The organism is Pseudomonas parasichuanensis (assembly GCF_021601385.1).
Classification (GTDB): Bacteria; Pseudomonadota; Gammaproteobacteria; order Pseudomonadales; family Pseudomonadaceae; genus Aquipseudomonas; species Aquipseudomonas parasichuanensis.
On record NZ_BQHO01000002.1, the window covers coordinates 54409 to 79743 of the forward strand.

General features: G+C 64.1%; 20 protein-coding genes and 1 pseudogene. 6 read left to right on the forward strand and 15 right to left on the reverse strand.

The features are described 5' to 3' along the window. Positions 1-180: 180 nt before the first annotated feature. The 9 genes from L6D77_RS01860 to hmpA all read right to left on the reverse strand — a co-directional run bounded on the left by L6D77_RS01860 (position 181) and on the right by hmpA (position 10021). Positions 181-564 carry a YkgJ family cysteine cluster protein gene (locus tag L6D77_RS01860; RefSeq protein WP_232882081.1) on the reverse strand — a complete coding sequence of 128 codons (384 nt, stop codon included), beginning with the start codon at positions 562-564 and terminating at the stop codon, positions 181-183. A 232-nt stretch (positions 565-796) separates the two neighbouring features. Next, positions 797-2005 carry an alanine transaminase gene (gene alaC / locus L6D77_RS01865; protein WP_232882080.1) on the reverse strand — a complete coding sequence of 403 codons (1209 nt, stop codon included), beginning with the start codon at positions 2003-2005 and terminating at the stop codon, positions 797-799. Positions 2006-2331: 326 nt separating this feature from the next. After that, entirely contained in the window at positions 2332-3219 is an 888-nt protein-coding gene (gene cyoE / locus L6D77_RS01870) for a heme o synthase (RefSeq protein WP_125465460.1), read from the reverse strand. A gap of 11 nt (positions 3220-3230) precedes the next feature. After that, the gene (gene cyoD / locus L6D77_RS01875; protein WP_153786516.1) at positions 3231-3563 is read right to left on the reverse strand and encodes a cytochrome o ubiquinol oxidase subunit IV; all 333 of its coding nucleotides are present in this window, start codon (positions 3561-3563) and stop codon (positions 3231-3233) included. After that, positions 3563-4186: a cytochrome o ubiquinol oxidase subunit III gene (gene cyoC, locus L6D77_RS01880; protein ID WP_110995872.1), complete on the reverse strand. Its 624-nt coding sequence runs from the start codon at positions 4184-4186 to the stop codon at positions 3563-3565. Before cyoC ends, cyoD begins: the two co-directional genes overlap by 1 nt. Positions 4187-4189: 3 nt before the next feature. After that, positions 4190-6211, reverse strand: coding sequence for a cytochrome o ubiquinol oxidase subunit I (gene cyoB, locus L6D77_RS01885; RefSeq protein ID WP_232882079.1), 2022 nt, complete (start codon positions 6209-6211; stop codon positions 4190-4192). Between the two features lie 3 nt (positions 6212-6214). Further along, entirely contained in the window at positions 6215-7159 is a 945-nt protein-coding gene (gene cyoA / locus L6D77_RS01890) for a ubiquinol oxidase subunit II (protein ID WP_232882078.1), read from the reverse strand. 560 nt (positions 7160-7719) lie between these two features. Then, positions 7720-8238: a disulfide bond formation protein B gene (locus L6D77_RS01895; protein WP_110995875.1), complete on the reverse strand. Its 519-nt coding sequence runs from the start codon at positions 8236-8238 to the stop codon at positions 7720-7722. A 604-nt stretch (positions 8239-8842) separates the two neighbouring features. Continuing rightward, the gene (gene hmpA / locus L6D77_RS01900) at positions 8843-10021 is read right to left on the reverse strand and encodes an NO-inducible flavohemoprotein (protein WP_232882077.1); all 1179 of its coding nucleotides are present in this window, start codon (positions 10019-10021) and stop codon (positions 8843-8845) included. Between the two features lie 154 nt (positions 10022-10175). Between hmpA and norR the strand changes: the two genes are divergently transcribed. The 4 genes from norR to L6D77_RS01920 all read left to right on the forward strand — a co-directional run bounded on the left by norR (position 10176) and on the right by L6D77_RS01920 (position 14000). Further along, the gene (gene norR / locus L6D77_RS01905) at positions 10176-11729 is read left to right on the forward strand and encodes a nitric oxide reductase transcriptional regulator NorR (protein WP_232882076.1); all 1554 of its coding nucleotides are present in this window, start codon (positions 10176-10178) and stop codon (positions 11727-11729) included. A gap of 240 nt (positions 11730-11969) precedes the next feature. After that, a complete protein-coding gene (locus L6D77_RS01910; protein WP_232882075.1) occupies positions 11970-12869 on the forward strand; it encodes a chemotaxis protein in 900 nt (299 codons plus the stop codon). 88 nt (positions 12870-12957) lie between these two features. Beyond that, positions 12958-13266, forward strand: a complete 309-nt coding sequence (locus tag L6D77_RS01915; RefSeq protein WP_232882074.1) for a hypothetical protein — start codon at positions 12958-12960, stop codon at positions 13264-13266. Then, on the forward strand, positions 13266-14000 hold the full coding sequence (locus L6D77_RS01920) for a YkgJ family cysteine cluster protein (RefSeq protein WP_232882073.1): 735 nt from the start codon (positions 13266-13268) through the stop codon (positions 13998-14000). The genes L6D77_RS01915 and L6D77_RS01920 overlap by 1 nt, the downstream gene beginning before the upstream one ends. Positions 14001-14134: 134 nt before the next feature. Here the strand turns inward: L6D77_RS01920 and L6D77_RS01925 are convergent, their stop codons facing one another. The 6 genes and pseudogenes from L6D77_RS01925 to L6D77_RS01945 form a co-directional block, all read right to left on the reverse strand. Continuing rightward, positions 14135-15178 (reverse strand): methyl-accepting chemotaxis protein, encoded by a 1044-nt coding sequence (locus L6D77_RS01925; protein WP_373870561.1) that lies wholly within the window; start codon positions 15176-15178, stop codon positions 14135-14137. A 210-nt stretch (positions 15179-15388) separates the two neighbouring features. After that, a pseudogene (locus L6D77_RS27410) lies at positions 15389-15718 on the reverse strand (PAS domain-containing protein); the annotation flags it as partial. Between the two features lie 90 nt (positions 15719-15808). Continuing rightward, positions 15809-16876, reverse strand: coding sequence for a fimbrial protein (locus L6D77_RS01930; RefSeq protein ID WP_232882071.1), 1068 nt, complete (start codon positions 16874-16876; stop codon positions 15809-15811). A gap of 58 nt (positions 16877-16934) precedes the next feature. Beyond that, complete coding sequence (locus tag L6D77_RS01935) at positions 16935-19352, reverse strand: fimbria/pilus outer membrane usher protein (protein WP_232882070.1); 2418 nt, start codon at positions 19350-19352, stop codon at positions 16935-16937. 103 nt (positions 19353-19455) lie between these two features. Continuing rightward, complete coding sequence (locus L6D77_RS01940; RefSeq protein ID WP_232882069.1) at positions 19456-20187, reverse strand: fimbrial biogenesis chaperone; 732 nt, start codon at positions 20185-20187, stop codon at positions 19456-19458. 64 nt (positions 20188-20251) lie between these two features. Further along, positions 20252-20800, reverse strand: coding sequence for a fimbrial protein (locus L6D77_RS01945; protein ID WP_232882068.1), 549 nt, complete (start codon positions 20798-20800; stop codon positions 20252-20254). A gap of 272 nt (positions 20801-21072) precedes the next feature. Here L6D77_RS01945 and L6D77_RS01950 point away from each other — a divergent pair, with 272 nt between their 5' ends. Together L6D77_RS01950 and L6D77_RS01955 are read left to right on the forward strand one after the other, a co-directional pair. After that, positions 21073-22239 (forward strand): efflux RND transporter periplasmic adaptor subunit, encoded by a 1167-nt coding sequence (locus L6D77_RS01950; RefSeq protein WP_232882067.1) that lies wholly within the window; start codon positions 21073-21075, stop codon positions 22237-22239. After that, on the forward strand, positions 22236-25328 hold the full coding sequence (locus L6D77_RS01955) for a multidrug efflux RND transporter permease subunit (protein ID WP_232882066.1): 3093 nt from the start codon (positions 22236-22238) through the stop codon (positions 25326-25328). The genes L6D77_RS01950 and L6D77_RS01955 overlap by 4 nt, the downstream gene beginning before the upstream one ends. Positions 25329-25335 lie beyond the last annotated feature (7 nt).

Here is a 25335-nt window from a genome sequence, read left to right on the forward strand (position 1 = left end):
GAGGGAATGTGTAGCCGCTCAGGGCCAGGCAGCGCGCCGTGTGGGGCGGTCAAATGGTGTTAATACTTTTTCAAAGCGCCACGTGATTCGCGGGTTACAGGCCTCACGGAATTGGATCCAGCCGACAGACGGTCATGGCCTATCGCCAGAATGTGACGGCCTTACCGTTGCGCTTGCGCCTCAGGCAACCTCGGCGCCTTCCTCCGGCCAGTGGGGTTCGTTCGCGCCGGGCGGGGTGAGTGGTGGCAGGCCATAGGCCGCACGGGCATCGTCGCAACTGGGGTTGTGCACACCGTTCTCCCACGAGGCGTCGAACTCGCGGCAGGGGCTGGAGCGGTTCTCGTAGATGCCGCAGGCGACCTGCTTGCCGATCTCGCCACCCAGGCTGGTACAGCGGCAAGGCTTGGCGTCGGTGCCGATCATGGCGACGCGGGTCGGGTTGATCTGCACCACCAGGTCGTCAGGCACCAGGCCGCCGGCCGATTGGCATTCACCCCAGAAGAAAGACACACGAAAGTAGCCGCAGCAGGCGCCGCAGGTCAGGCAAGGGTTCTGTTCGGACATGATGACCAGGGAGGGAGGTTGTTGTTATCGGGGCGAGCGCCCGCGGCGCTATTTGTAATCCAGGCGCGACTGGCTGAGAAGGGGGGGAATGAAAAAAAGATCGCCGCTGATCGGCGTCTGAAGAAGGTGATCGGTGTTGCCTGTACTGGCCTCATCGCCGGCAAGCCGGCTCCCACAAGGTACAGAGCAATCCCTGTGGGAGCCGGCTTGCCGGCGATAGGGCCCGGCCAGCTTACTTGTTGGTCAAACCATCGGCGCGGAACATCTGGCGGATGCCGCGAATGGCCTGGCGAATACGGTCCTGGTTCTCGATCAGGGCGAAGCGCACGTGGTCATCGCCGTAATCACCGAAACCAACGCCCGGCGATACGCAGACCTTGGCCTCGGCCAGCAGCTTCTTGGCAAACTCCAGTGACCCCAGGTGTGCGTATTGCTCGGGGATCTTGGCCCAGACGTACATCGACGCCTTGGGGTTCTCGACCATCCAGCCCATCTCGTGCAGGCCCTTGACCAGCAGGTTGCGGCGCTGGCGGTATTGCTCGGCGATGTCGCGCACGCACTGCTGGTCACCTTCCAGGGCGGCGATGGCCGCCACCTGCAAGGGGGTGAAGGTGCCGTAGTCGTGGTAGCTCTTGATGCGGGCCAGGGCACTGACCAGCTCCGGGTTGCCGACCATGAAGCCGATCCGCCAGCCGGCCATGTTGTAGCTCTTGGACAGGGTGAAGAACTCCACCGCGATGTCCTTGGCCCCCGGTACCTGCATGATCGACGGCGCCTTCCAGCCGTCATAGACGATATCGGCGTAGGCCAGGTCGTGCACCACCAGCACGTCGTACTGCTTGGCCAGCGCTACCACGCGCTCGAAGAAGTCCAGCTCGACGCACTGGGCCGTGGGGTTGGACGGAAAGCCAAGGATCATCATCTTCGGCTTTGGGATCGACTCGCGGATCGCCCGCTCCAGCTCGTTGAAGAAGTCCACGCCCGGCACCAGCGGCACCGAACGCACCTGGGCGCCGGCGATCACCGCGCCGTAGATGTGGATCGGGTAGCTGGGGTTGGGCACCAGCACGGTGTCGCCCTGGTCGAGGGTGGCGAGCATCAGGTGCGCCAGGCCCTCTTTCGAGCCGATGGTGACGATGGCTTCGCTTTCCGGGTCGATCTCGACCTCGTAGCGGTCCTTGTACCAGTTGGAGATGGCCCGGCGCAGGCGCGGGATGCCGCGCGAGGTGGAATAGCCATGAGTGTCTTCACGCTGGGCGACCTGCACCAGCTTCTCGACGATGTGCGGCGGGGTGGCGCCATCGGGGTTGCCCATGCTCAGGTCGATGATGTCCTCGCCACGGCGGCGGGCGGCCATCTTGAGTTCGGCGGTGATGTTGAAGACGTAAGGGGGCAGACGATCGATGCGCGCGAAACGGCGCGGCGAACCTGGATTGGCCATGGTTTCCTCTGGAGACGTAAGCGCCCGGAACCGTCCGAGCGACGCTGGCCGCTTAGGCGGCCGAAACAGAAGATAGTGCCGAAATATGTATTTTGTAAAGGATAAAATCCTGTTTAGTTAGATCATTTCAGATCGTTCACTCGAAAATTCTAGATTTATATTTTCAGGCCCTGCCCTATCGCCGGCAAGCCGGCTCCCACAGGTATCGCGCAAGTCCCCAAGAGTGCGCAGTAACTGTGGGAGCCGGCTTGCCGGCGATAGGGCCATTACAGGCATAAAAAAACCCCGGCACTTGGCCGGGGTTCCTGGTGTAACAGCCCGCTGTATCAGCGTGCGTAGGTCATCAGCACATCGGCCGCGGTCTGGCTGTCCACACCCATCATCACGCTCAGGGCAGTGACGGTGAGGATGGAGAAGCCGAACACCTTGCGCGCCCACTTGCTGTCGTCCTCGGCCTTGTAGCCGCCCCAGGCCATGTACAACCAGTACAGGCCCATGGCCGCTGCCACGGCAAGGTAGCCCAGGCCGGCGTAGCCGCCCAGGGTCAGCATCAGGGTGGCGAGCACGAAGGCCAGCACGTACAGCACGATCTGCTTCTTGGCTGCGAGGATACCGCGTGCCACCGGCAGGACCGGGATGTTGGCGGCGCTGTAGTCCTTGAAGCGGAAGATGGCGATGGCGAAGCTGTGCGGCATCTGCCACAGGCTGAACATCACCAGCAGGGTCACTGCAGCCAGGTCGAAGCTGTTGCTCACGGCGCAGTAGCCGATCACCGGAGGCATGGCACCGGACAGGCTGCCGACCAGGGTGCCGTGCACCGATTTGCGCTTCAGCCAGAGGCTGTAGAAACCGACGTAGACCACGAAGCCAACCAGGGCGCAGAACGCCGACAGCGGGTTGGCCTGCACATACAACAGGCTGAAACCGGCCACCCCGAGCAGGGTGGCGTAGATCAGCGCGAGGGGCAGCGACATGCCGCCCTGCACCATGACGCGGTTCTTGGTGCGCTCCATCTTGTGGTCGATGTCACGGTCGATGCAGTTGTTGAACACGCATCCGGACGCGACCACCAGCGAGGTACCGATCACCACTGCCAGGAACAGGGCGAAGTCCACTTGGCCCTTCGCGGCAAGGAAGAACCCGCCTGCCACGGAAAGCACGTTACCGAAAATGATCCCCGGTTTGGTGATTTGGATAAAGTGCTTCACGGACATGCAGTCTTACCTCACTTGGCCATCATTTCGAAGTGGATGCTGAACATGATCCACAGCGACAGGCCGACCAGCAGTGCAATTACCAGTACGGTGAACAGGAACGTCGACACGTTGGAACGCTGCTCTTTCGAGCGGTCCATGTGCAGGAAGTACACGAGGTGCACTACCACCTGGATGACGGCCATGGCCACCACGATCAGGACGGTCAGGTTCTTCGGCAGGCTCGGGTACATCACCAGGCCGAACGGGATCGCGGTCAGGATGATCGACAGTACGAAGCCGATCATGTAGGACTTCACGCTGCCGTGATTACCTTCGTGATGAGTGTCGTGTGCGTTAGCCATTACAGAACCCCCAGCAGGTAGACGACGGTGAATACGCAGATCCAGACCACGTCGAGGAAGTGCCAGAACAGGCTCAGGCAGCTCATGCGGGTCTTGGCGGTCGGCGTGATGCCGTGCTTGTTGATCTGGTACATCATGATCGCCATCCAGATCAGACCGGCGGTCACGTGCAGACCGTGGGTACCGACCAGCGCGAAGAACGCCGACAGGAAGCCGCTGCGCTGCGGGCCGTAGCCCTCAGCGATCAGGTGATGGAACTCGTAGATTTCCATCGCGATGAAGCCAGCACCGAACAGGAAGGTCACGGCCAACCAGCCCAGTACACCTGCTTTCTTGCCGTCGAACATCTTCAGCATGGCGAAGCCGAAGGTGATCGAGGACAGCAGCAGGAACGCGGTTTCAACCAGCACGAAGTCGAGCTGGAAGATGTCGTGACCCGACGGGCCGCCGGCGAAACCGCCGGACAGCACCGCATAGGTGGCGAAGAGCGACGCAAACAGGATGCAGTCGGTCATCAGGTACAGCCAGAAACCGAGTACGGTCATCTGGCCCGAGTCGTGGTGGTGCTCGTCGTGCCCATGGTCGTGACCATGAGCAGCACCGTGGATTACTTGACTGGACATTGATTACACCCGTTCAAACGATTCGACACGTGCGCCGCCGGCAGGCAGTACACCAGCCTTGGCCAGCGCCTTCATGCGCTCGCCTTCGATGCGCGCCACTTCTTCGGCCGGAACCATGTAGCCCTGGTCGTCACGTGCAGCGTGGCGAACGAAGACCGCGATGGTTGCGAACAGGCTCGCGCCCACCAGCCACCAGATGTGCCAGATGAAGGCGAAGCCGAACACGGTCAGGAACAGACCCATGAACAGACCGGTGGAGGTGTTGCTCGGCATGTGGATCGCTTCGTACTTGGCCGGAACCTTGTACGCAACGCCGGCTTCCTTGGCTTCGTGCCAGGCGTCCAGGCCAACTTTCTCAGGCATGTGAGCGAAGTTGTAGAACGGAGGTGGCGACGAAGTGGACCACTCGATGGTGCGGCCGCCCCATGGGTCGCCAGTGACGTCCATGTTGTCTTTGCGGTCGCGAACCGACACGAAGATCTGGATCAGCTGGCAAGCGATACCGAACAGGATCAGCACGGCGCCGACAACGGCTACGTACAGGTAGGGTTCCCACAGTGGGTTGTCGGAGTGGTTCAGACGACGGGTCATGCCCATGAAGCCCAGGGCGTACAGCGGCATGAACGCAACGTAGAAGCCCGACAGCCAGAACCAGAAGGCAGCTTTGCCCCACTTCTCGTTCAGGGTGAAACCGAAGGCTTTCGGGAACCAGAAGGCGAAACCGGCGATGTAGCCGAATACCGCGCCACCGATGATCACGTTGTGGAAGTGAGCGATAACGAACAGGCTGTTGTGCAGAACGAAGTCAGCACCTGGAACGGCTAGCAGTACGCCGGTCATGCCACCGATGGAGAAGGTGACCATGAAGCCCAGGGTCCAGAGCATCGGTGCGGTGAAGCGCACACGGCCTTGGTACATGGTGAACAGCCAGTTGAACAGCTTCACACCGGTCGGAATGGAGATCAGCATCGTCGCCAGGCCGAAGAAGGTGTTGACGCTGGCGCCGGCACCCATGGTGAAGAAGTGGTGCAGCCAGACCGCAAAGCCAAGGATGGCGATAGCGCCCGATGCGTAGATCATCGAGTGGTGGCCGAACAGGCGTTTGCCAGAGAACGTCGAAGTCACTTCCGAGAACACGCCGAAGGCCGGCAGGATCAGGATGTAAACCTCAGGGTGACCCCACGCCCAGAACAGGTTGACGTACATCATCGGGTTCCCACCAAGCTCGTTGGTGAAAATGTGGAAGTCCAGATAACGGTCAACAGTCAGCAGCGCGAGAGCGGCGGTCAGGATCGGGAACGAAGCGACGATCAGCACGTTGGCCCAGGTGCAGGTCCAGGTGAAGATCGGCATGTCCATCAGCTTCATGCCAGGTGCGCGCATCTTCATCACGGTGACGAGGAAGTTCACACCGGTAAGCGTCGTACCCAAGCCTGAGAGCTGTAGCGCCCAGATGTAGTAGTCGACACCCACCCCAGGGCTGTACTGGATGCCCGCCAGCGGCGGATAGGCAACCCAGCCGGTCTTGGCGAATTCACCAACGCCCAGCGAGATGTTGACCAGCAGCACGCCTGCCAGCAGCAGGTAGAAGCTCAGGGAGTTCAGGAACGGGAAGGCAACGTCACGTGCACCGATCTGCAGAGGAACCGCGAGGTTCATCAGGCCGGTGAAGAACGGCATCGCCATGAAGATGATCATGATCACACCGTGGGCGGTGAAGATCTGGTCATAGTGTTCAGGCGGCAGGTAGCCTTCGGAGCCACCGGTAGCGGCAGCCAGCTGGGTACGCATCATGATGGCGTCGGCAAAGCCGCGCAGCAGCATGACCATAGCGACGATGATGTACATCACGCCGATTTTCTTGTGGTCGACCGTGGTCAGCCACTCGGTCCACAAGTAGGTCCACTTGCGGAAATAGGTGATGGCACCAACGACAGCGATACCACCGAGCGCGATCATGGCAAGCGTCACCATGACTATCGGCTCGTGATACGGTATCGCCTCCAGAGTTAATTTACCGAACATCTCTTACTCCTCTGCACCGGCAGCTGGTTGCATACTCGATTCCACCCCATTGGTAGTGGCCAGATCTTTGCTGCCTGCTTCTTCGTGGACCGGCTTGCCGCGGTTCATGCCTTCGTACTTGTCGACGATGCGCTGGAACTGGTCAGCCGGTGCCTCGCTGTACAGCGCGACCGGGTTGTTTTCGCTTGGTTTGGCCAGGGCTTCGTATTCGGCCTTGTCCAGCTTCTTCGGCGAGGCCTTCACTTGCGCGACCCATGCATCGAAGTCAGCTTGCGAAGTGGCGGTTGCCTTGAATTTCATACCGGTGAAACCGGCGCCGCTGTAGTTGGCGCTGATACCGTCAAACACACCGTTCTCGTTGGCGATCAGGTGCAGTTTGGTGGTCATGCCAGCCATGGCGTAGATCTGGCCGCCCAGGCCCGGGATGAAGAACGAGTTCATCACGGCGTCCGAGGTGACACGGAAGTTGACCGGGGTATTGGCCGGGAAGACGATCGTGTTGACCGTGGCAATGCCTTGTTCCGGGTAGATGAACAGCCATTTCCAGTCCAGCGCGACCACGTCGATCTGCACCGGCTTCACATCGGAATCCAGTGGACGGTACGGGTCCAGCTTGTGGGTGGAGTGGTAGGTGACATAACCCAGGGCGATGATGATCAGGATCGGGATGATCCACACCGCGGCCTCGATCTTGGTCGAGTGCGACCAGTCGGGGGTGTAGGTGGCGCCCTTGTTGGAAGCACGGTACTTCCAGGCGAACGCCAGGGTCATGATGATCACGGGAATAACCACCAGCAGCATCAGGCCGGTGGCGATCAGGATCAGGTTCTTCTGCTCAATGCCTACCTGGCCCTTCGGGTCGAGCAGGGTCCAGTTGCACCCACTGAGTAAAAGCATGCCTAAAAAGGGCAATATGCCAAACAGTCTGGGGTAACGCTTTTTACTCATCTCACGACCTCTAGATCAGCTTGCTTCAATGCAATTTGTGTTTTGGTAGCCAACACTTCGTCCTGCCAAGCGTTAGCATTTCGAGCCCGAATTCGCCCCTGCCTGGGGTCCGACTGCTGGACCTGGGCGCGAGCGGGTATACGGAGCTTTATGGTTTCGTAGGCAAACGGCCTGTACTTCAGACCAAGTCCATTTGGTGCGGGAAAACGCGGAGGGGTGTCCGCCCGGATCGCCGTTGGGCGAAACTTGTCGAAGTCAGCAATAAGAAAGCGCTGCGGCTTCCTTCAATCCTGCGACTCGCAAGCAGTGCCGAACGGAAATTGGGGGCGATTGTAGATAGGTCGCCCCCCATTGACTATGACTTATTGAGCAACAGTCTTTTACAGAATCCGTAACAATAGCACCCTAAAAATCAACTTCGCGACAGTTTGTCGCACCCCGCGCAGTAGCCCTGAAACCCTTGTAGCGCAAGGCCTGGGGGTTGATCCAGAGCAACCCTGGGGGCTGATTTCCTACTTATCTCGCCGCGCAATAGACCTGGGTCAAACAAGGACTTTGGTCTAACGAACGGTGCGTTCGTGGCGACGGTTACGGTAGATCCCCAGCGGCACCAGGATGGCCGTCAGCACGAACGCCAACAGGGCCCATTGGGCAAGCGACAGGCCGAGGATCGGCGGGTACGGCGTGGAGCAGAAGCCGTCGACCTGAAACGCCAGCGGCCAGAGCTTGGCCAGCGGCAGGTCATCGACGATCGGCTGCAGGGTATCGATACCGCAGCTGACCATGGGGTTGGCGAGTATATACACATGGTTGCCGGCTGCAACGATGCCGCCGATGGCGCTCAGCACCACCAGTGCCTCGAACAGTGTCAGGCTTTTACGCCCGGGCATGGCCGCGGCGATGAAGGCGAAGATCGCGATGAACAGCAAGGCGTAGCGTTGCAGGATGCACAGCGGGCATGGTGCTTCGCCCAGCACCACCTGCATGTACAGGGCACCGCCGATCAGCGCCAGGCAGATCAGGCCAAGGAGCACCAGAAAGCGCCGTTCGCGGTTCAGGCGCGATGAGAGTTCGTTCATTGCCGATTCCTTCGATGGAGAGTGGCAGCGCTGGCTGCCCGAGGGGCGCCAAGTCTACACGCTGGAGTGGACCTGTGACTGCGTCGAGGAACGGTGAGCGCGGCTATCCCTTGATGACCTAGGACCGAGCGGGTCGGTTTCGGTTCACCGCTGCGCGTAAAAAACACGGCAGCCCGAGCGCCGGACAGGAGCAAGCCCCTCGACACTCGGGAGTGAAGGATACAGTGATTAAAGGAGGATTAAAGATGAAGGCGGGTGTAACCGCGTTCATCGCTTCCTTATATAGAAGAAGGGGCTGGGCCCAATCGCTGCGGTTCGGCGCTCGGCCCGTCCGGCCTTGCACGCGGAATGCAGACGTCCGTTTCGTTCTCGATTACCCACGGGCGGGAGCATGGCGTGCAGGGCCGGCCGGGCAGAACGCCGAACCGCAGCGATTGGGATGGCGAGTCAGGTCATGGGATCGCTGGGGCTGCTTTGCAGCCCTTTCCGGCCGATCCGGCGCCCCGGCGAGGCCGCTCCCACAAAGGGACACGATCCTCTGTAGGAGCGGCCTCGTGCCGCGAAAGGGGCGCAAAGCGCCCCCGGCGATCTTCAACTAACCCTGTTACTCCAAAGCCGCCGCCGGCCCGAAGAACTCATAGCGGCTCTGCCCTTCCGGCACACCAATCGCCTTGAGCTGGCGCTTGATCGCCGCCATGAAGCCCTTCGGCCCCAGGAAGTAGGCATCCACATCACGCTCGCGCGGCAGCCACTCGGCCAGCAGCTCCTGGCTCAGCAGGCCCACGGCATCGGCCGCCTGGCTACCGTCGTCTTCGGCGTAGCAATAAAAGCGCTTGAGCTGCGGGTGGCGCGCGGCCAGGCCGTCGATCCACTCGGCAAAGGCATGCACCGCACCATTGCGTGCGCAGTGGATGAAATGCACCGGACGCTGGGTTTTCAGCGCAGCCTCGAGCATGGCCAGGGTCGGAGTGATGCCCACGCCGCCGCTGATCAGCACCAGCGGCTTGTCGCTGGCCGCCAGGGTGAAGTCGCCGGACGGCGGGAACAGCTGCAGGGTGTCACCCACCATCAGCCCGTCATGCAGGTAGTTGGACACCTTGCCGCCCGCTTCGCGCTTGACGCTGATGCGGTACTGCTCGCCATCGCACAGGGCCGACAGCGAATAGTTGCGGCGCTGCTCCTGGCCTTCAATGAACAGCTGCAGGCCAATGTACTGGCCCGGCTCGGCCTTGAGCACCGGCTTGCCGTCGACCGGGGCGAAGTAGAACGAGACGATCTCGCTGCTTTCCTGCTCGCGGCGCACCAGGCGGAACTCGCGGGCACCACGCCAACCGCCAGTGGCTTCTTCTTTCTGTTTATAGAGGCTCTCTTCGGCGCCGATCAGGATGTCGGCCAGCTGGCCGTAGGCGGCGCCCCAGGCGGCGATCACTTCCGGGGTGGCGATCTCCTTGCCCAACACTTCCTCGATGGCGCGCAGCAGGCAGCTGCCAACGATCGGATAATGCTCGGGGAGGATCTGCAGGGCCACATGCTTGTTGATGATCTGGCCGACCAGCCCACCAAGCTGTTCAAGCTTGTCGATGTGGCGGGCGTACATCAGCACGCCATTGGCCAGGGCGCGCGGCTGGTCGCCGCTGGCCTGGTGGGCCTGGTTGAACAGCGGGCGCACCTCGGGGAACTCGCTGAGCATCATCTTGTAGAAGTGGGTGGTCAGCGCTTCGCCGCCGCTTTCCAGCAGGGGAACAGTGGCCTTGATGATTGCACGTTGTTCGGCATTGAGCATTGCAACAACTCCTGAGCCTTTGGCTTCGAATGGTTGCCTTTGACTTATCAGCAATCGTGCCAACTTTAAAACTCAATAAAATCAGGCTCTTGAACATATAAGTGTCAAAAAGACACACCCAAGCGTATAGTCATTTCGACCAAATGGAGTCCATATGACTGCAAAGCCCCTGCTCACCGCCCTGCTGCCCCTGGTCAGCGACCTGTCCTGCGACCTGCCCGACCAGGAACGCTACCGCCGCCTGCTGCAGGCCATGCGCGGCCTGTTGCCGTGCGATGCCGCGGCACTGCTGCGCCTGGATGGCGAATGGCTGGTGCCGCTGGCGGTGGACGGCTTGTCGCCCGACACCCTCGGCCGGCGCTTTCGGGTCAGCGAGCACCCGCGCTTCCAGATCCTGCTCAGCCGCCCCGAACCCACCCGCTTCGCCAGCGACAGCCCCCTCCCCGACCCCTACGACGGCCTGGTCAATGCCGAGCACGTCGACCTGGAAGTGCACGACTGCATGGGCTGCCCGTTGATGGTCGACGAACAGCCCTGGGGCCTGCTGACCCTCGATGCCCTCACCCCCGGCCAGTTCCAGAGCCTGGAGCTGGAGGCCCTGCAGGCCTTCGCCAGCCTGGCCGCCGCCACCGTCACCGTGGCCGAGCGCATCGAGCACCTGGCCCTGCGCGCCGAGGATGAACACCAGCGCGCCGAGGTGTACCGCCAGGCCAGCGGCCAGGACAAGGAGCTGATCGGCCAGAGCAAGGCACACAAGCGCCTGGTGGAAGAGATCCGCCTGGTCGGCGGCAGCGACCTGACTGTGCTGATCACTGGCGAAACCGGGGTCGGCAAGGAGCTGGTGGCCCAGGCCCTGCATCGCGCCAGCAAGCGCGCCGACAAACCCCTGATCAGCCTCAACTGCGCCGCCCTCCCCGACACCCTGGTGGAAAGCGAGCTGTTCGGCCACGTGCGCGGTGCCTTCACCGGCGCCCACGGCGAGCGGCGCGGCAAGTTCGAACTGGCCAACGGCGGCACGCTGTTTCTCGATGAGGTCGGCGAACTGCCCTTGGCGGTGCAGGCCAAGCTGCTGCGGGTGCTGCAGAGCGGCCAGTTGCAACGGCTGGGCTCGGACCGCGATCACCAGGTGGACGTGCGCCTGATCGCCGCCACCAACCGCGACCTCGCCGAAGAGGTGCGCAATGGCAACTACCGCGCCGATTTCTATCACCGCCTAAGCGTCTACCCGCTGCAAGTACCCCCGCTGCGCGAGCGCGGCCGTGACGTGCTGATGCTGGCCGGCTACTTCCTCGAACAGAACCGTTCGCGCCTGGGCCTGGGCAGCCTGCGCCTGTCCGCCGAGGCCCAGGCGGCGCTGCTGGCCTACGACTGGCCGGGCAACGTGCGTGAGCTGGAACACCTGATCGGGCGCTCGGCGCTCAAGGCGCTGGGGCAGCATGGGCAACGGCCGAAGATTCTTACCCTGGAGGCGGCGGACCTGGACTTGCGGGCGGCACGGCCAGAGGCTCACCTGCCCACGCCTGTGGTTCAGGCCGACGCACCGCTGCCCGAGGGCGGATTGCGTGAGGCGGTGGATGACTACCAGCGGCAGATCATCGAGGAGTGCCTGAAGCGCCATGGCGACAACGGGGCGGCCGCGGCGCGGGAACTGGGACTGGATCGGGCGAACCTGAGCCGGCTGGCCAAACGTTTGGGGTTGCGCCAATAAGGTTGAGTGCCCTCTGTAGGAGCGGCCTTGTGCCGCGAATGGGCTGCAAAGCAGCCCCAGGTGTTTGCCTTGTCACCTGAATTGCCGGGGGCTGCTGCGCAGCCCATTCGCGGCGCAAGGCCGCTCCTACAGCGTGCGCGCAAACCAAAGTGATGTGACCCTGAATAGCAAACTACGCTAAAGCCTGACGTCAAAAAGCCGATAACCCGGCATTCTCCCCATCCGAACCAAAGGTTGCCCATGGCCACGCAAAAAGCCCGCGCGGACTCGTTGTCCCTGCTGCTGTTCACCCTGCGCAGCGGCAAGCTGATGGCAATCAACCTGCTCAAGGTCAGCGAGATCATCACCTGCCCGCCGCTGACCAAGCTGCCGGAGGCCCACCCCCACGTCAAAGGCGTGGCCACCCTGCGCGGCAACTCGCTGTCGGTCATCGACCTGTCCCGCGCCATCGGCGAACGCCCGCTGGAAGACCCCGACGGCGGCTGCCTGATCGTCACCGAGATCAGCCGCTCGCGCCAGGGCCTGCACGTGCAGGCGGTGAGCCGCATCGTCCATTGCCTGAGCACCGACATCAAACCGCCGCCATTCGGTTCGGGCAACCGCTCGTTCATCACCGGCGTGACCCGGGTCGACAACACCCTGGTGCAGGTGCTGGACATCGAAAAGGTCATCCACGGCATCGCCCCGCCGCGCCACGAGCCGCAACCGGGCGAGCTCAGCGAAGAAGACGCAAGCCTGTTGGCCGCCGCCAACATCCTGGTGGTCGACGACAGCCAGGTGGCGCTGCAGCAGTCGGTGCACACCCTGCGCAACCTCGGCATCGAATGCCACACCGCGCGCAGCGCCAAGGATGCGATGAACGTGCTGCTGGAGCTGCAAGGCACCGAGCGGGAGATCAACATCATCGTCTCCGACATCGAGATGTCCGAGATGGACGGCTTCGCCTTCACCCGGACCCTGCGCGACACCCCGGACTTCCAGCACCTGTACATCCTTCTGCACACCTCGCTGGACAGCACCATGAGCGGCGAAAAGGCCAAGACGGCCGGCGCCAACGCAATCCTCACCAAGTTCTCGTCGCCAGAGCTGACCGACTGCCTGGTGGTCGCGGCGCGGGCGGTGGTGTTCGCCGAGCATTGACATATCAAGTCAGGATTTTCCGTGCTTGATGCAGGTAGAGGTTCGGGCATAATTCGCGCCCTTCGCTCGTTCATGGCTGGTATCGCCGATGAAATACCTCAGCACCCTCCTGTTCACCTGCGCCCTGTTCAGCGGCGCAGCCCACGCCTCGAGCAACCAGGCGTGGCACGACCAGCGCCAGCAGATGCTCAAGGCCTGCCTGGCCGCCAGCCAGTTCAAGCAGGCCCACGCCCTGGGCAAACCCGCCGAGTTCGACGACCGGGTCGGCTACAGCGCCCTGCTGATAGAAGGCGTCTACCCGCAAAAGCACATGAACAACCGCACCGGCACCGAGCTGTGCCTGTACGACCGCCAGCGCCAGCAGGCCTTCGTCACCGAATGGCAAGCAGCCAAGTGATGGGCGACAGCATTCGTTTTGCCTGCACCGGTTGCGGCAAGTGCTGCACCGGCCACCATGTGCCGCTGACCCTCAGCGAAGCCCAGCAGTGGGCGGTGTCCGGCGGCCAGGTGGTGGTGCTGATCGAAGGTTTCGTGAGCGACGGCCCGGGCATGCCGGCCGAGCAGCGCGAGCACGTACTGCGCCGCTCGCACCCGGTGCGCTGCGGTGACGGCGAGCTGCGCGTATCGGTGACCTTCGCCGCGTTCAACCCCGGGCGCTGCCGCAACCTCGACGCCGATGACCTGTGCACCATCTATGACCGCCGCCCGCTGGTGTGCCGCATCTACCCGGCCGAGATCAACCCGCACCTGCCCCTGCGCCCGGAAGGCAAGGACTGCCCGCCCGAGGCCTGGGAACAGGGGCCGGAACTGATCCACGGCGGCCAGCTGATGGACAACGAACTCAAGGCGCTGATCGAAGCGTCGCGCCAGGCCGACCGTGACGATATCGCCGCCAAGGTCGCGATCTGCCAGGCGTTGGGGATCACCACCAGTGCGCTCAAGGGCAACGGCTTTACCGCCTGGTTGCCGGAGATGGGGGCGTTCGCGGCGGTGCTGCAAACGGTGCCGGCGGACAATGGTGCCGAGTGGCAGGTGCATGTACCTGATACAGTGATTGCAGCAACCTTGCAGGATCATCGCCTGCAGACCATTTCAGATACTCCCGTCTACTTCGCCTATATCGGCTTCTGATGACGCCTATTCCGGCCCAATCGCCGGCAAGCCGGCGCCCACAGGTACAGTGCAGGGCCTGAGGCTGGCGCTGTACCTGTGGGAGCCGGCTTGCCGGCGATTGGGCCAGGTCAGGCAACCCAGGAATCAGTCGCTTACTGACACCGCCGCCAGAACTCATCCGCCAGCCGCCGCAGGTCCTGCGCCAGGTCCGCCACGTCGCTGGCGCTGCCATGGCTGCGCTGGCCAACGCTGACCGTCGCCTCGCTGGCCTGGCGGATGCTGATGATGTTGCGGTTGATGTTCTCGCTGACCTGGCTCTGTTGCTCCACCGCCGCGGCGATCTGCAGGCTCATCTCGTTGATCTGGTTGACCCGCACGCTGATGCTGTCCAGCGCATCGCTGGCCAGCTGCGCCTGCTCGACACTCTGCCCGGCGTGGGCGCTGCTCTCGCGCATCACTTGCACCGCGGCGCGGGCGCCGTCCTGCAGGGCGGTGATCATGTGCTGGATATCGTGGGTGGACTGGGCGGTGCGCTTGGCCAGGCCGCGCACCTCATCGGCGACCACCGCGAACCCCCGCCCCTGGTCCCCCGCCCGCGCCGCCTCGATGGCGGCGTTGAGCGCCAGCAGGTTGGTCTGCTCGGCGATGCCACGGATCACATCGAGCACCCCGGAAATCTCGCTGCTGTGGTTTTCCAGCTGCTGGATCACTTGGCTGGCCTCGACCAGTGAGCCCGCCAGGTCCTGGATCGCGCAGCGGTTGCGATCGACCAGCTGGTGCCCGGCCTGGGTCTCGTCTTCGGCCTGGTCGGCAGCCATCGAAGCCATCTGCGCGCTGGTGGCCACCTGGGCCACGCTGGCGCTCATCTGGTGGATGGCCGTGGCCACCTGGTCGGCTTCGCTCTGTTGCTCCAGGCTGTTGGCATGGCTGCTGTGCAGCGCCTCGACCAGCGAGCCGGAGTGCCCGGCCAGGCGTGACGAGGTGTCGCCGATGCGCCCGACCACCGCGCCCAGTTGCGCCTTGAGCATGCGCATGGCGAACTCGATCTGGCCCAGGCCATCGCGCCGGCCTGTGTATAACTGTTGGCTCAGTGGGTTGTCGGCAATCGCCAAGGCCTGGCGGCGCAAGCGCTCATAGGGGCGCAGCAACAACCAGACCGCCAGGCTGCTCAGGCCCGCCGCCACCAGCACTTCCATCAGCGACAGCAGCAACGGTGCGCCCTGCCACCACTGTGCCAAACCAATCACCAGGGCCAGGATCGCGCCAAGCGAAAGCGCCAGCCGCCCGCCCAGGCCAACCACCGGTACGCGCCCGCGCCAGCTGCGCGTGCCTTCACGCAACCGTGCGTAGCAACGCTCGGCCGCCTCGACCTGCGCCCTGCCCGGTTTGGTGCGCACCGACTGGTACTCCAGCGCCTGCCCGCCACTGCTGATCGGCGAGACGAACGCGCTGACCCAGTAGTGATCGCCGTTCTTGCAACGGTTCTTCACCAGCCCCATCCACGAGCGCCCGGCCTTGAGCGCCTGCCACATCTGGGCGAAGGCCTGGGGCGGCATGTCCGGGTGGCGCACCACATGGTGCGGCTGGCCCAGCAGTTCCTCGGGGGAGAAACCGCTGACCTTGATGAACACGTCATTGGCGTAAGTGATGCGGCTGTCCAGGTCGGTGGTGGACAGGATGTTGGCGTCGCCGGGGTAATCCACTTCGCGACCGGTAACGGGCAAATTGCACTTCATCGGAGGCACTCGTTGTTATGGGGAACAGCGGCAGGGCGTCCGAGATTAGTGGCAATTTGCGATCAACCATTGATCCAGCTCAATCGCTTCTCATTTGTAGGTCAGGGTGAAACCCACCGAGGCGTTGGCCACGCCGCCGGTCGGGCGGTCCTTGCCCACCTGGATATAGCGCGCCGCCATGGCGATGTTCATGTCGCCATTGCTCATGCGCACCATCTGCACTTCTTCGGTCAACGCCATGGGTGTGAGGTCGGCCTTGAGCACCTGGACGCCGACCCCGCGTGCATCGGAGTCACTGTTGAGCCCCAGTATGCCGCGCTGAGCATCCAGCACACTGGAGCCATTGCGTGGGTCCAGGCGTAAATGGGCGAAATTTTCGTTGCCCGGCTCGGTACCGGCCTGGCAAGTACGCACCGGCACGATGAAGGCCTGGGTGTCGACAACACTGCCCTCCCCCTTGAACTCGTCCGCCCTCCAACTGCCCAGGGGAACGCTGACCTGAGTACCGGGTGCTCCAGGCAAACCGCACATAGCGGTGTTGATCGAACCGCCGGAAAAGACGATCTCCATCACTTTGCCAGCCCTCTCATGTGCAATTTCAACCAAGGTATGGCCGCCCAGGGATTGAGGCCCGACGCCAACGTCGACCGGACCGAACTTGATGATGCGGTAATCCCATCTCAACGTTCGAAAGCCCAGCGTGATGCTGTCGGAAGAAGGGGTCATGGCCAGCGTGTGTGGTACTCCCCACCCAAAACGTCCGTGACCGGGCGTGTAGTTCCATCCACTGGCCGGCACGGGATAACCGTGGGATGCCGACATGACTACGCCGATCCCGGGAACTCGAGTCTGCAGAATCACCTCACCCGGCGCGACCAACCCCGATCCGTAGATCAGGGGCATTGGCGACGTCACTTCGAAGCGATTGATTCCAGCACACCAGATCAACTCCGAGTGAATACTCTGCCACTCGTAATTCGGCAGGGATGGCCGAATGACCGCGCCCAGCGGCGCATCTCGCCCAACAAACAAATCACCTGGGTTGATCGATACCCGGGAGAAGAAACCGGCGGGAAAATCGCAGGCCAACACCTGCAGCGGGAACCACAGGGCAACCGCTGCGGCCACCCTGAACGTGCATTTGCAAGACAGTTTCATCGTTCACCTTTGCTTGTTGCGTTTCATCTGCGTACCCAGCCATCTGCGTGTGATGAACTCAATGACCGGACACCACGTCGCCCACCCGACAAATGCTGTTCATCTGCCTGTAGCCCTGCGCCGGCTTATCGCCCGCCGCAGTCAGCAATACCTGGCACTTCTGGAATGCTGCCCGCCCCCAACGCACCGTCACTGCCCCTGCTTGCACTTCCAGCGCCAGCAACACCTGCCCCCCCGGCCCGACCACCCCGACCGTGCGCTGCTCGCCATCCACCACCTGCGCCCCGAACGGCGGCAGCCCGCCATCCTCCAGGCGCAGGTTGAGCAACACCTTTTCCACCTGCTGGGCGGCGAACGCGGCCTTGACCACCGCCCCCCGGCGCGGCACCACGTTGGTCACGCCGTTGTCGATCTCGGTGTGGTGGTCCAGCCCGCTGGTGTCCAGGCTCACGCGGTTCTTGCGGTAGGGCGTGAGGTACGGGATCAGCGCGTAGCCACTGCTGTTGGTCCGGGTGCCTGGCGCGTTGGCCAAACCGACGTTCGGGGTGTCGGCCACGTGCACCAGCCCCACGGTTTCGCCAAGGGTGTGGCCAAGGGCGACGCCGCCGCCGTGGGCCAGCAACGAACCCGACGCACTGAGATTGACCTGCTGATAGTGCTCGCCGGCACTCACCCCGGCCCCCAACTGGGCGAACGGTGCCAGGTAGTTGAGCGACGCCGAACCACTGCCACCGGAGCGCTCGGCATGGCTGGCATCGACGGCGTAGTTGAGGTTGCCGGCGCGCCCCCGGTAACCGGCGCGCTGGTCGAAGCTGCCGTCGTTGTTACGGCTCAGCGCCAGGCTGGTGCTGCTGCCACCGCCCAGCGGGATGGAGACGTTGAAGCTGATGAAACTCGACTGGCCGAACGAGTCCACCAGGCTCTTGCTGGCGTACACCCCATAGCTGACGCCGCGGTACACGGTGTTTACGCCCAGCTGCAGCTGGCGCTCGCGGCGCGAAGTGTTCCAGTAGTCCTGCTGGCTGAGGTTCAGGTAGAGCGAGGTGTTGCCGAAGTTCTGGTTGATGCTGGCCTGCACCCGGCTGCGCTTGGTCATGCGGTTGAAGTCATCGCCCTGGTGCTGCCACACCGCTTCGCTGAAGTCGCGGTAACCCTCGGTGGAGTAGCGGTAGCCGGCGAAGCGCACCGAAGTGCCGGTGGCGAAGGCCTTGCCGTAGCGGATGCCGTAGCTGCGGCCCTGGTCGGTGCGCCCATCGCGGCCCTCGGTGCGGGCTTGGGTCAGGTCCAGCGAAACGGCGCCCAGGCTGCCCAGGTTCTTGCCCAGGCCCACCTGCGTGGCGCGGTAGAAATCGTTGCCCAGCAACCCGCCGGACAGGGTGTAGTCATAGGGCAGGCCATAGGCGAGCGTGGCCTGTGCCAGCCCCGGGCGGTTGCCGTTTTCATCGGCGGCGTTGTATTCACCGAAAGTCAGGCCATAGCGCCAGGTGTTCTCGCGCAGCAGGTTGCCCAGGGTCGCATAAGGCTGGGTGAAGCGCCGCTCGCGGCCATCGGCCTCGGTGATGATCACCTCCAGGTCGCCGCTGCCGCTGGAAGCATTGAGGTCGTTGATCTCGAACGGCCCGGGCGGCACGAAGGTGGAGTACAGCGAGTAACCGTTGTGGCGCACCTCGACCCGCGCGCGGGTTTCGGCTACGCCACGGATCACCGGGGCGTAGCCCTGCATCGAGTCGGGGAGCATGCCAATGTCGCTGGCCAGCTGCACCCCGCGAAACGGCAGGCTGTCGAACACATCCCCGGCGGTGAAACTTTCGCCCAGGGTGAACGTGCCGAAGCTGCCGGGCAGGTCGGTCTGGGCGTAGCTGGTCGAGCGCTGCCACTGCCGGCGCCCCTGCTGATCCTGGTTGTAGTTGCCGCTGGAGCGCAGGCGCCAGCCGGCGAGATTGAAGCCGCCATTGAGATACAGGCTGAACTGGTTGTGATTGCCCTGCCCGGCGCTGTGCCCCTGGGTGCCGGTGAACTGGTAGTTGAGCAAACCGGCGTTGATCCCCGCGTCCCACTCCTCTGGCGCGACATAGCCCGCCGCATCACGGCGCAGGGCCACCTGTGGCACGCTGATGTCCAGCGCCAGGTAGGCGGGGTCGAAGGTGACCAGCGCCCCCTCGATTACCCCCTGCAGGTCGACGCAGTCGAGCGTGTCGAGTGCGGCCTGGTCGATGAAGGCGGCCAGTTTCACGCCCATCCCGTCGAGCATCGCCGGGCTCAGGCAGGCACGCACCTCACCCTTGCCTGCATCGTCGAAACGCAGCTCGCGGCGGTCATAGAAGCTCTGGTTGAGGCGGATGCTCACCCGGTGCAGCCCCGGGGCTACCTGGGCGTTGTGGGCAATGGCCTCCAGGTCCAGGTTGGGGCCCGCCGAGCCGCCGCCGAAGGGCTGCATGAAGCTGCTGTCGAACGTCGCCGCCTGTGTACAAGGCATGCTGACGCTAACCAGGCAGGCGAGCAGGGCTGGGCCGCCGGCACGAAGCCGGTGGCAGGAATACTTGGGCATTACGGTTACTCGATCAGAGTGCGGGCAAGAATCAACGTGCAGCGCTGAGGCTGACCCGTTCGGGTGTGGTGTAGCCGCCGTAGTCGTTGATCACCGAAAACTCGACGCTGTTGGGCGTCCAGCCCAGGCGCGGGGCGATGGCGTACTGACGGGTGGAGAACGGTGCGACCATCACCGGCTTGTCGATCTCACTGTGGCGCGCGCCATCGGCGACCTTGATATGGATGAACGAGACGTGGAACGGCGTCGGGTTGTGCACCTGCAACTGCGCGTGACCGGCCTCCTGGCGGATGGCCCATTCCAACCGCGGCAAGGCTTCCAGCAGGCTGCCTTGCAGGCCTTTGGGCCGGTAGAACAGCTTGATGCGGGTGCGCAGGGCGATCTTCAGGGTATTGCCGTCGTCACTGCCGGCCGCCGGGATTTCCTGGGCGTTGAAGTAGAACACCGACTCGCGATCACTGGGCAGGTCATGCGCGGTGGGCACGATGCGAACCAACTGCTCCTTCATTGCATCCAGCCGGAACAGCGGCGGCGTGGCGATGAACGGCGCGCTGACGGCGTGGTCGTCGGCTTCGGTGTTGATCCAGGCCTGCACCGCATAGGGCTTGTCGGTGCCATTGCCGGCAGTGATCGAGGCATCGCGCTTGCTGGCATCGAAGATGATGCGGGTGCCGCTCAGGGTGACACCCGCCTGTGCATTGGCGGACAGCAGCGCCAGCAGCAACGCTGCGGCCAGCAGCCGCTGTGGATAAGTGCGAAACATCACAGACCCCTTTTCGGTTGGAGGCGAACTGCGCCCTCGGGCGAAGGCGCAGGCACTGCCAGGTTTACTGGATGTTCACGGTGAACTGCGCCTTGGCGTTGGCCGGGCCGGCAGTGGCGGCACCGGTGGCGATGTAGTTGGCGGTGAAGCGCATCGGCTCACTGAGGTTGGCGTACTGGGCGGACGGTTCGGAAACCGCCAGTTCAGTACCCGAGTAGTCACGCAGCTGCACCGCCACGTTGCTGGCCGCACCGGCAACCGGCTCCAGGGCCAGCCACTGGCCCGAAGCGCCGGCGGAACCGCTGATCGGCAGGAAGGTCACGGTGGCGGCCTTGCCGGTGATGTCACAGCCCGGGTCGCTGGCGTCCACCTGCAGGGTGAACGCGCCACCGCCGGCCACGTCGCCGGCCTTGGCCAGGCTGCTCACCGGCACCTGGTCACCCAGCTTGACCACGCCCTTGGCACCACCGGTGCCATTGCCGATTTCGATGGCGCAAGTGCTGTTGATAATGGTGCCTTCGAAGCTGATCTCGCCATCGGCAGCTTGTGCGAACTGGCTCGCGCCCACCAATGCCACTGCGGCGGCCAGGCCGCTCAAGGTTACCTTTTTCATGGATGCTCCCTTTTGATACTGCGCGTTGTGCGCATGAATGGTCCTGTGCAACGGCAGCCAAGTGGCGGCCGGGTACGGGAACCATCATGCCGAGCGCAGCGCATCGGCTCTTGGCGAAACGGAGCAAGCCGAGGGCCGCGATTTCCCAAGTCAATCGGGAAATTTCCCAAGGCCTATAGGAAACTGACAACGGTGTCAGCCAGCGGTCATGCTGGCGACCCGAAGCACAGGCTATAAGAAACCATCCCCTCCCCTTGACCGGCCGCCGCGACATGACCCGACCCCCGCTACGCAAACCCCTGATCCTGCTGGTCGTCGCCGCGCTGATCGCCGCCGCCCTGTGGCTGCGCCTGGCCCCGGACACCCCGCATAGGCCCAGCGGCGCCAACGCCATCCCGGTGCGGGTGGTCAGCGTCGCCCAACAGGATGTGCCGCGTTACCTGAGCGCCATCGGCTCGGTGCTGTCGCTGCACAGCGTCGAGGTGCGCCCGCAGGTCGAAGGCGTACTGACGCAGGTGCTGGTCAAGGAAGGGCAATGGGTGAAGGCCGGCGACCTGCTGGCCACCCTCGACGACCGGGCGATCCGCGCCAACCTCGACCAGGCCCGAGCCCAGCTCGGCCAGACCCAGGCCCAGGTGCAGGTGGCCAACGTCAACCTCAAGCGCTACCAGTTGTTGAGTACCGATGACGGGGTGTCGAAGCAGACCCTGGACCAGCAGCAGGCGCTGGTGAATCAGCTGCAGGCGACCCTCAAAGGCAACCAGGCGGCCATCGACAATGCCGCCGTGCAGCTCAGCTATACGCAGATCCGCTCGCCGGTGACCGGGCGGGTGGGTATTCGCAACGTCGACCCCGGCAACCTGGTGCGCACCAGCGATACGCAAAGCCTGTTCAGCGTCACCCAGATCGACCCCATCGCCGTGGAGTTCTCGTTGCCCCAGCAACAATTGCCGACCCTGCAGCACCTGCTCAAGGCGCCCTCGCCCGCCGAAGTCGAGGCCTACATGGACGCCGACGGCGAGCGCAGCCTGCTCGCCAAGGGCCAGCTGATGCTGATCGACAACCAGGTCTCGGCCAATACCGGCACGGTGCGGGTCAAGGCCGAGTTCGACAACAAGGACGGCCAGCTATGGCCGGGCCAGTTGGTCACCGTGCGCCTGCGCACCGCCGTGGACGAGAACGCCCTGGTGGTGCCGCCACCGGTGGTGCAACGCAGCATCGACGGGCACTTCGTCTATCGCCTGGACGGCGACAAGGTCACCAGCGTGCCAGTGAAAGTGCTGTACCAGGACAGCACGCTGAATATCGTCGCCGGGGTGAAGCCCGGCGACCGCCTGGTGCTCGATGGCCAGTCGCGGCTCAAGCCCGGCTCCAAGGTCGAAGTCACCCCCGACGCCCCAGCACCGGCTGAAATGGCCGACCGCAGGAGCCAGCCATGAACACCCGCAACGGCGTCTCGGCCTGGTGCATCGACCACCCCATCGCCACCCTGCTGCTGACCTTCGCCCTGGTGCTGCTGGGTGCCATCGACTTCCCGCGCCTGCCGGTGGCGCCGCTGCCCGAAGCGGACTTCCCGACCATCCAGGTCACCGCCCAGCTACCCGGCGCCAGCCCGGAAACCATGGCTTCATCGGTGGCAACACCCCTGGAAGTGCAGTTCAGCGCCATCCCCGGCATGACCCAGATGACCAGCAGCAGCGCCCTGGGCTCGACCAACCTGATCCTGCAGTTCACCCTCGACAAGAACATCGACACCGCCGCCCAGGAAGTGCAGGCGGCGATCAACACCGCCACCGCGCGCCTGCCCCAGGACATGCCCAGCCCGCCGACCTGGCGCAAGGTCAACCCGGCCGACAGCCCGGTGCTGATCCTTACCGTCAGCTCCGCGCAGATGCCCGGCAACGAGCTCAGCGACTACGCCGAAACCCTGCTGGCGCGCCAGCTCAGCCAGATCGACGGGGTCGGCCTGATCAACATCACCGGCCAGTTGCGCCCGGCGATCCGCGTGCAGGCCCAGCCGGAGAAACTCGCCGCCATCGGCCTGACCCTCGCCGATATCCGCCTGGCCATCCAGCAGACCAGCCTCAACCTGGCCAAGGGTGCGTTGTACGGCGAACACAGCGTGTCGACCATTGCCGCCAACGACCAGCTGTTCCACCCCGAGGACTATGCGCGGTTGATCGTCAGCTACCGCAAAGGCGCGCCCGTGCACCTTGCCGACGTGGCCAAGGTGATCAACGGCGCCGAGAATGCCTACGTCAAGGCCTGGTCGGGTGACCAGCCGGGGCTCAACCTGGTGATCTTCCGCCAGCCCGGGGCGAACATCGTCGACACCGTGGACCGGGTGCTCGATGCCCTGCCGCGCCTGCAGGAAATGCTGCCGGCGTCGGTCGAGGTGTCGGTGCTGCAAGACCGCACCCAGACCATCCGCGCCTCGCTGCACGAGGTGGAGCTGACGCTGATGATCGCCGTGGCCCTGGTGATCGGGGTGATGGCGCTGTTCCTGCGCCAGTGGTCGGCAACCATGGTGGTGTCCAGCGTGCTGGGCGTGTCGTTGATCGCCAGCTGCGCGTTGATGTACGTGTTCGGTTTCAGCCTCAACAACCTGACCCTGGTGGCCATCGTGATTGCCGTGGGCTTCGTGGTCGACGATGCCATCGTGGTGGTGGAAAACATCCACCGCCACCTGGAGGCCGGCGACGACAGCCGCACCGCCGCGCTCAAGGGCGCCGGCGAGATCGGTTTCACCGTGGTGTCGATCAGCTTCTCGCTGATTGCCGCATTCATCCCGCTGCTGTTCATGGGCGGTGTGGTCGGGCGGCTGTTCAAGGAATTCGCCCTCACCGCCACGGCCACCATCCTGATTTCGGTGGTGGTGTCGCTGACCTTGGCGCCGACGCTGTGCGCGCTGTTCATGCGCAAGCCGCCGCAGGAGCAGCACGGCGGCTTCGGCCAGCGCCTGCTGGGCTGGTACGAGAAAGGCCTGGACCGCGCCCTGGCGCACCAACGCCTCACCCTCGGCATCTTCGGCATCACCCTCGCCCTGGCGGTGGTCGGCTATGTCGGCATCCCCAAGGGCTTCTTCCCGCTGCAGGACACCGGCTTCATCCTCGGCACCACCGAGGCGGCGGCGGACGTGTCCTACCCATTGATGATCGAAAAACACCTGGCCCTGGCCAAGATCATCGGCGACGACCCGGCGGTGCGCGCGTTCTCCCATTCGGTGGGGGTGACCGGCAGCAACCAGACCATCGCCAACGGCCGCTTCTGGATCTCGCTCAAGCCGCGCGGCGAGCGCGATGTCTCGGCCAGCGAATTCATCGACCGCCTGCGGCCCAAGCTGGCCCAGGTGCCCGGCATCGTCCTGTACATGCGCGCAGGCCAGGACATCAACCTCAGCTCCGGCCCCTCGCGCACCCAGTACCAGTACGTGCTCAAGAGCAACGACGGCGTGGCGCTGAACCTGTGGACCCAGCGCCTGACCGACCGCCTGCGGGAAAACCCGGCGTTGCGTGACCTGTCCAACGACCTGCAACTGGGCGCCAGCGTGACCCGCATCGACATCGACCGCCAGGCCGCGGCGCGCTTCGGCCTGACCACCACCGACGTCGACCAGGCGCTGTACGACGCCTTCGGCCAGCGGCAGATCAGCGAGTTCCAGACCGAGACCAACCAGTACAAGGTGATCCTCGAACTGGACGCCCGTCAGCGCGGCAAGGCCGAGAGCCTCAACTACTTCTACCTGCGCTCGCCGCTGTCGGGCGAGATGGTGCCGCTGTCGGCGCTGGCCCATGTGGCGCCGCCCAGCACCGGGCCACTGTCGATCAGCCACGACGGCCTGTTCCCGGCCGCCAACCTGTCGTTCAACCTGGCCCCCGGCGTGGCCCTGGGCGATGCGGTGCAGATCCTCGAACGCACCCAGCGCGAGCTGGGCATGCCCGACTCCATCGCCGGCAACTTCCAGGGCGCGGCCCAGGCGTTCCAGAGTTCGCTGTCGAGCCAGCCGTACCTGATCCTCGCTGCGCTGGTGGCGGTGTACATCATCCTCGGCGTGCTCTACGAGAGCTTCGTGCACCCGCTGACCATCATCTCCACCCTGCCCTCGGCGGGCCTGGGGGCGATCATCCTGCTGTGGGGCACCGGGCAGGACTTCAGCATCATGGGGCTGATCGGCGTGGTGCTGCTGATCGGCATCGTCAAGAAGAACGGCATCCTGCTGATCGACTTCGCCCTCGAAGCCCAGCGCCAGCATGGCATGACGCCCGAGCAGGCGATCCGCCAGGCGTGCCTGGTGCGCTTTCGCCCGATCATCATGACCACCCTGGCCGCGCTGCTTGGCGCGGTGCCGTTGATGTTCGGCTTTGGCGCCGGCGCCGAGCTGCGCCAGCCACTGGGTATCGCGGTGGTGGGCGGGCTGCTGGTAAGCCAGGCGCTGACGCTGTTCTCCACCCCGGTCATATACTTGGCCCTGGAGCGCCTGTTCCACCGCCGCCAGGCTGCCATCGCCGCCGCGCCGACCGCCCGCTGAGACAAGA